The organism is Ruegeria sp. BHSB064 (assembly GCF_059613205.1).
Genome location: NZ_JBXWSB010000200.1, coordinates 1 through 5,226, shown reverse-complemented (window position 1 = coordinate 5,226; position 5,226 = coordinate 1). Strand labels below are relative to the sequence as shown.

General features: G+C 58.2%; 3 protein-coding genes and 1 pseudogene. All 4 read left to right on the top strand.

Translation table 11 applies throughout. The annotated features are described in order from the left end of the window. The first annotated feature begins 52 nt into the window (after positions 1-52). Complete coding sequence (locus AC2FNU_RS23910; RefSeq protein ID WP_496793737.1) at positions 53-2,503, top strand: tetratricopeptide repeat protein; 2,451 nt, start codon at positions 53-55, stop codon at positions 2,501-2,503. 108 nt (positions 2,504-2,611) lie between these two features. After that, complete coding sequence (locus AC2FNU_RS23905) at positions 2,612-3,223, top strand: polysaccharide biosynthesis/export family protein (protein ID WP_171189090.1); 612 nt, start codon at positions 2,612-2,614, stop codon at positions 3,221-3,223. Positions 3,224-3,286: 63 nt separating this feature from the next. After that, on the top strand, positions 3,287-4,801 hold the full coding sequence (locus AC2FNU_RS23900) for a TonB-dependent receptor (protein WP_496793731.1): 1,515 nt from the start codon (positions 3,287-3,289) through the stop codon (positions 4,799-4,801). 135 nt (positions 4,802-4,936) lie between these two features. Further along, positions 4,937-5,226 (top strand): annotated as a pseudogene (locus AC2FNU_RS23895) (hypothetical protein); the annotation flags it as partial.

The window sequence follows — 5,226 nt, the reverse complement described above, 5'->3', positions numbered from 1 at the left end:
GACCCGGGCAGGCGCTGTCTGGCCCACTTCAGGCTGTGCGGGAGACACAACAATGACATCGACCAACACCCCTTTTGGCAAAACGCTGGCGGTCCTCCTGCTCTCCGCCACTCTGCTTCTGAGCGCCTGTGACACCGCCGAGGAACGCGCGGAAGCGCATTACCAGGCCGGGCTGACTCATCTGGAAAACGGGGACATCGAACGAGCGCTGGTTGAATTCAAGAATGTCTTCAAGCTGAACGGCCAGCACAAAGACGCCCGCCTGACCTTTGCCCGCCTGGAGCGTGAACGCGGCAATGCTCAGATCGCCTATGGTCAGTATCTTTTGCTGGTCGAACAATATCCGGACAATCTCGAAGGGCATCAGGCGCTGGCTGAAATGGCTCTGGATCTGGGCAACTGGGAAGAGCTGGAACGCCATGCCGGAGCCGCGCTGGCGTTGGCCCCCGATGATATCGTGATCCAATCCCTCAACAATACACTGGCCTATACCCAGGCGGTCACGACCGGCAATGAGGCCGAAGCGGAATTTACCGTCCATACAGCCCGCGAAATGCTGAATACCAATCCCGACCTGATCACCGCGCGACAGACGGTCATCGACCATCTGGTCCGGAGCGAGGACTGGCAGGGAGTTGTGGACGAAACCGACATCGCGCTGACATTTGCGCCTAAGAACGGCAGCCTTTACGCCATCCGGCTGCGGGCGCTGCAGGAATTGTCCGCCCCAGAAGAGATCGAAAAACAACTCACGCATATGATGCAGGTCTTTCCCGGCGACACCAGCGTAGAACAGTTGCTGGTCGAACATCACATCGACAATGGCAATCTGGATGCCGCCGAGGATATCTTGCGGGCGCGGGCTGACCCAACGGCCGAAACAACGCTTTCTGTTCAGCGACTCATTGCCTTTCTGAACGATCACCGGGGGCCGGATGCGGCCATTTCCGAGCTGGATACGATCATCGCGGCCGGTGATGTGCACGCTTTTCAGTTCCAGACCATGCGGGCGGCACTGAAGTTTCGTTCGGGCAACGTCGAAGGGGCCCTGACGGATATGCAGGCCCTGCTTGAGAATGCCGAGCGGACCACCCAAACCCGGCAGAGCGAGGTGGAATATGCGCGGATGCTGTTTGTATCCGGGCAGGATGAAGCCGGGCGGGCCGTGGTCGAGAAAGTGCTGGCCGAAGACCCCACCGAGGTCGAGGCCGCCAAACTGAAAGCCGCATGGCTGATCGAGGACGACAATACCGGCGATGCCATCCTTCTTCTGCGCGAAGCACTTGGCGAAGCCCCGCGGGATCCGCATCTTGCAACGCTGATGGCCAAGGCACATGAACGCAATGGTGACCGCGAACTGACCGGTGAAATGCTGGCGCTGGCCACAGAGCTTTCCCAGAGCGCCCCCGCTGAATCCCTGAACTATGCCAGGTATCTGCTGGCTGGCGATGACCCGAAAATCGCAGAAGGCATTCTGGTCGATGCCTTGCGAAAGGCTCCGGATAATGCGGATCTGCTGATTGCATTGGGCGAGGTCTATCTGAGCCAACAGGATTGGGACCGGCTCGATATCGTCCTGCGCACATTGCGGGATATGGACGATCCTCAGGTTCTGCGGCAATCAAAAGAGCTTAGGGCGCATATGCTTGCGGGCCAAAAGCGCACAGACGAGTTGGAAGCTTTCCTGAACGAACTGACCCGGGACCCCGATTTCGGCCTGCCTGCCGAGGTTGCTCTGATCCGTCTGATGTTGGCCCAGGGCGACATGACCGGTGCCACCAACCATCTTGAAGGGCTGCTGAGCGAAGATCCCGACTCGCTGATCCTGCTCTTCATGAAGGCCAGCATCCTGACCAGCGAAGGACAGTTGGACGAGGCCGAGCGCCTGTATCGTGAAATCCTCGAGACCCGCCCGGATGCCACCCGCGCCTGGTTTGCCCTGTTTGAACTGCACTCAAGCCGCAACGATCCCACCCAAGCACAGGCCATTTTGCGCGAAGCGCTGGCTGCCCAGCCGGAAAACCCCGATCTGCTGATGCTGCTGGCGACCGAATATGAACTGGCCGGAGATCTGGATCAGGCCATTGCCGTGTATGAACAGCTTTACCCGCTCAGCAACCGATCCATTGTTGTCGCGAACAATCTGGCCAGCCTTCTCAGCACCCACCGCAGCGACGATGAGAGCCTGCAAAGGGCGCAGCATCTGGCCAGGCGCCTGCGCGGCACGCGTGATCCCGCGTTCCAAGACACCTATGGCTGGATCGCGTACCGGCTGGGCAATTACGAAGAAGCGGTCACATATCTTGAAGCTTCGGCACGTGTGCTGTCGGAGCACCCGCTGGTTCTGTATCACCTGGGCAATGCTTACGCCGCGGTCGACCGGCCGGAAGATGCGCTGCGGGTCTACAAGCGCGCCCAGGCCGCGGGGGGCCCTGTAAATATATCAGCTGAGTTGGAGGCGGAAGTTCAACGGCTCAGCACAGCGAACGCTGCCGGGCAATAGTGGCAAAATACGCTGCATTTCTGCCGCATATCGCCCTTATCCGAAACGCCGCGGATTGTTTTGCACAAGTCATGGCGGCATAAACAAGAAAAAGTGAGAGATTTGAATATGCGTACAGTCATCGGATCATTGATCGCTCTCGTCATTACCATGGGTATGGCCGTTGGTGCCTGGGCACAGGCCTATCAAATCCAGCCGGGTGACGCCCTTCAGGTGGAAGTTCTGGAAGACCCCACCCTCAACCGGACCGTGCTGGTCCTTCCCGATGGTTCTGTCAATTTCCCGTTGGCCGGGACGCTTCGTGCCGCGGGTCAGTCAACCAACGGCCTCAGCGCGTCTCTCTCCTCGGCATTGGCTTCAAATTTCAACTCGCCCCCGACCGTCTTCGTCTCGATCGCGGCGCTGGCCCCGCCCCCGCTTCCGGGTGCAGCGGCAGCAACCGGACCGACCATTGAGGTTTTTGTCATGGGTGAGGTCAACGTGCCCGGTAAGCACCTTGCGACCGAAGGCACAACCATTCTTCAGGTTCTGGCTCAGGTCGGAGGCCTGACCAACTTCGCGGCTCCCAAGCGCATCGAATTGCGCAGAGCTGATCGTAAAACAGGCGTGATGAACAAGTATACCTACAACTACAATGGCTCGGGCAGCGGGATCAAAGGCAATACCGTACTCAAAGCCGGAGACGTTGTTGTTGTGCCGTCGCGCCGCCTATTCGAATAGGGGCTGATACAGGTGGGGAAAATCGGGAATAAACTGTTCCTTGCAATTGGGAGCAGTGCAGGGGTGATCCTTTCGCTCGCGCCTGCTGTTGCACAGCAGACATCCGCACAACAAACACAAACGTCCACGCAGCAAACAACCCTGCAGCAAACGACGACGCCCTCAACTGTTGTACAACAAACGCCCAGCCAGCAGCTGATCACCCAGCGGGCCCTGCAGAACCCTGCCCGGCGGGTTGGCCGACCCACGGTCGGACAGCCGACCGGAACCGGATCGGGTCTGAGCATCACCCTGGATTACCTGTCTTCCCTTAGGCATGACGACAATCTCAGACTGACCGACCCTTCGCTTGGATCCACCACATGGTGGGAAAACACCCTGGCCCTGGGGGTTGTGAACCAAACGCCGGATTCAACACTGATCTTTGATCTGTCGGGGCTTTACCGGATCGCCAATGAGCCAATAATCGGAACCGATTCCTCGTTTGCCGACCCGTTCGCGAAGCTGGATTATCAACGCACGCGTGCCAACAGCCAGCTGGGGCTTGGTCTGGAGTATCGCGAACAGGATCTGGCCTTCAACCGGGCGCTGACGGATACCAATCTGGACGGGATCATCGACGCCTCGGATGTCATCGGCACCATCGGCGACCGGGTCAACACCCGCGCCGATCTGGATTGGCAGGTTGGCCTGAACGATCCCGTGGGTTTTCAGTTCAACTATAGCTACCGCGAGCGCACCTATCAGAACACAATCGACCCCAACCTGTTCGACAACAGCTTTGACGACTATGCCGCGACCACGTTCTTCCGGTTCTCACCGGTTCTGCAGGGAACGCTGGACCTCAGCTACAGTGACTTTAAGGCTGAAGACAATGTGCGGACCGACCGGCAGACCACCGTCGTCTCGGTCGGGGCGATCTATGACATTTCTGCAGTCACAACCGTCACCGCAAATATCGGCTATAGCCAGGTCGACGAGACATTCCGTACAACCAACACAAATACTGTGACCGAAGATTTTGTGTGGCGCTTTGGCTGGAGCAAAACGCTGCCGGACGGGACCGCGGATATCTTGCTGGACCAGACCTTTGGAGTGAACGGAGCGCGGACCAACGCCACATTCGGCCGAAGCTATCAACGGCAAAACAGTTCGCTGAGCTTCAATCTCGGCCTGTCAGATGGCCCGTTTGGCGAAACCACTCCGATCGGTCAGCTGGATTATAGCTACCAACTGCCCAGTTCCCGGATCGGAGCCACGATTCAACGTCGGGTCGGCACCAGCACACAAAGTCTGGAAACCCGCCAGACACTGGCCTTCCTGACCTATGACTATTTCATCAATCCGGTCTCGGCGCTGTCTTTCAGCCTCGATTACATCGATCAGGAAGACGAAGGGACCGGCGCGTCCAACCCGCGTCAGCGCGGCACGTTCAACGCCTCATATTCCCGCGCCATTACGCGGGACTGGGCCGTGAACCTAGGCTATCAATATGAAATGGATGAACAGAACGGCTTTACGGCTACATCAAGCTCGGTGTTTGTGACGCTTGGACGGCGGTTCACACTCAAACCCTGACCCCTCGCCGAGCCGATTCCTGAATGGCAACAAATATGGCCAATTGGCGATAATTGTTTTTATTTTCGATCAAATCACCGCGACCCGGGCGCGGCATAATTCAGGATCGGATTTTATTGTGCATGATGGATTGTGATGCATCATCTCGATTCGAATGACAGCCCCGGCAAAACGCTTGACGCCGCCCGAAGGGTTCTGCCGGAAATCAATGCAACCGGGCTGTTCTGGTTTGCGCTTTTGCTGCTTGGGTCCCTGCCCATCTTCTGGATCGGGATCGTGTCGCTGGGGGCTGCCTGGAGCACGCCGGAATATAGCCACGGGCCGCTGATCCCTGTCATCTCGCTGTATCTGTTCCTGCGGGAATTGCGGAACTTTCCCCCACCCAACCCGGTCATTCATGACCGTTGGCCCGGTGTGGCCGTGGT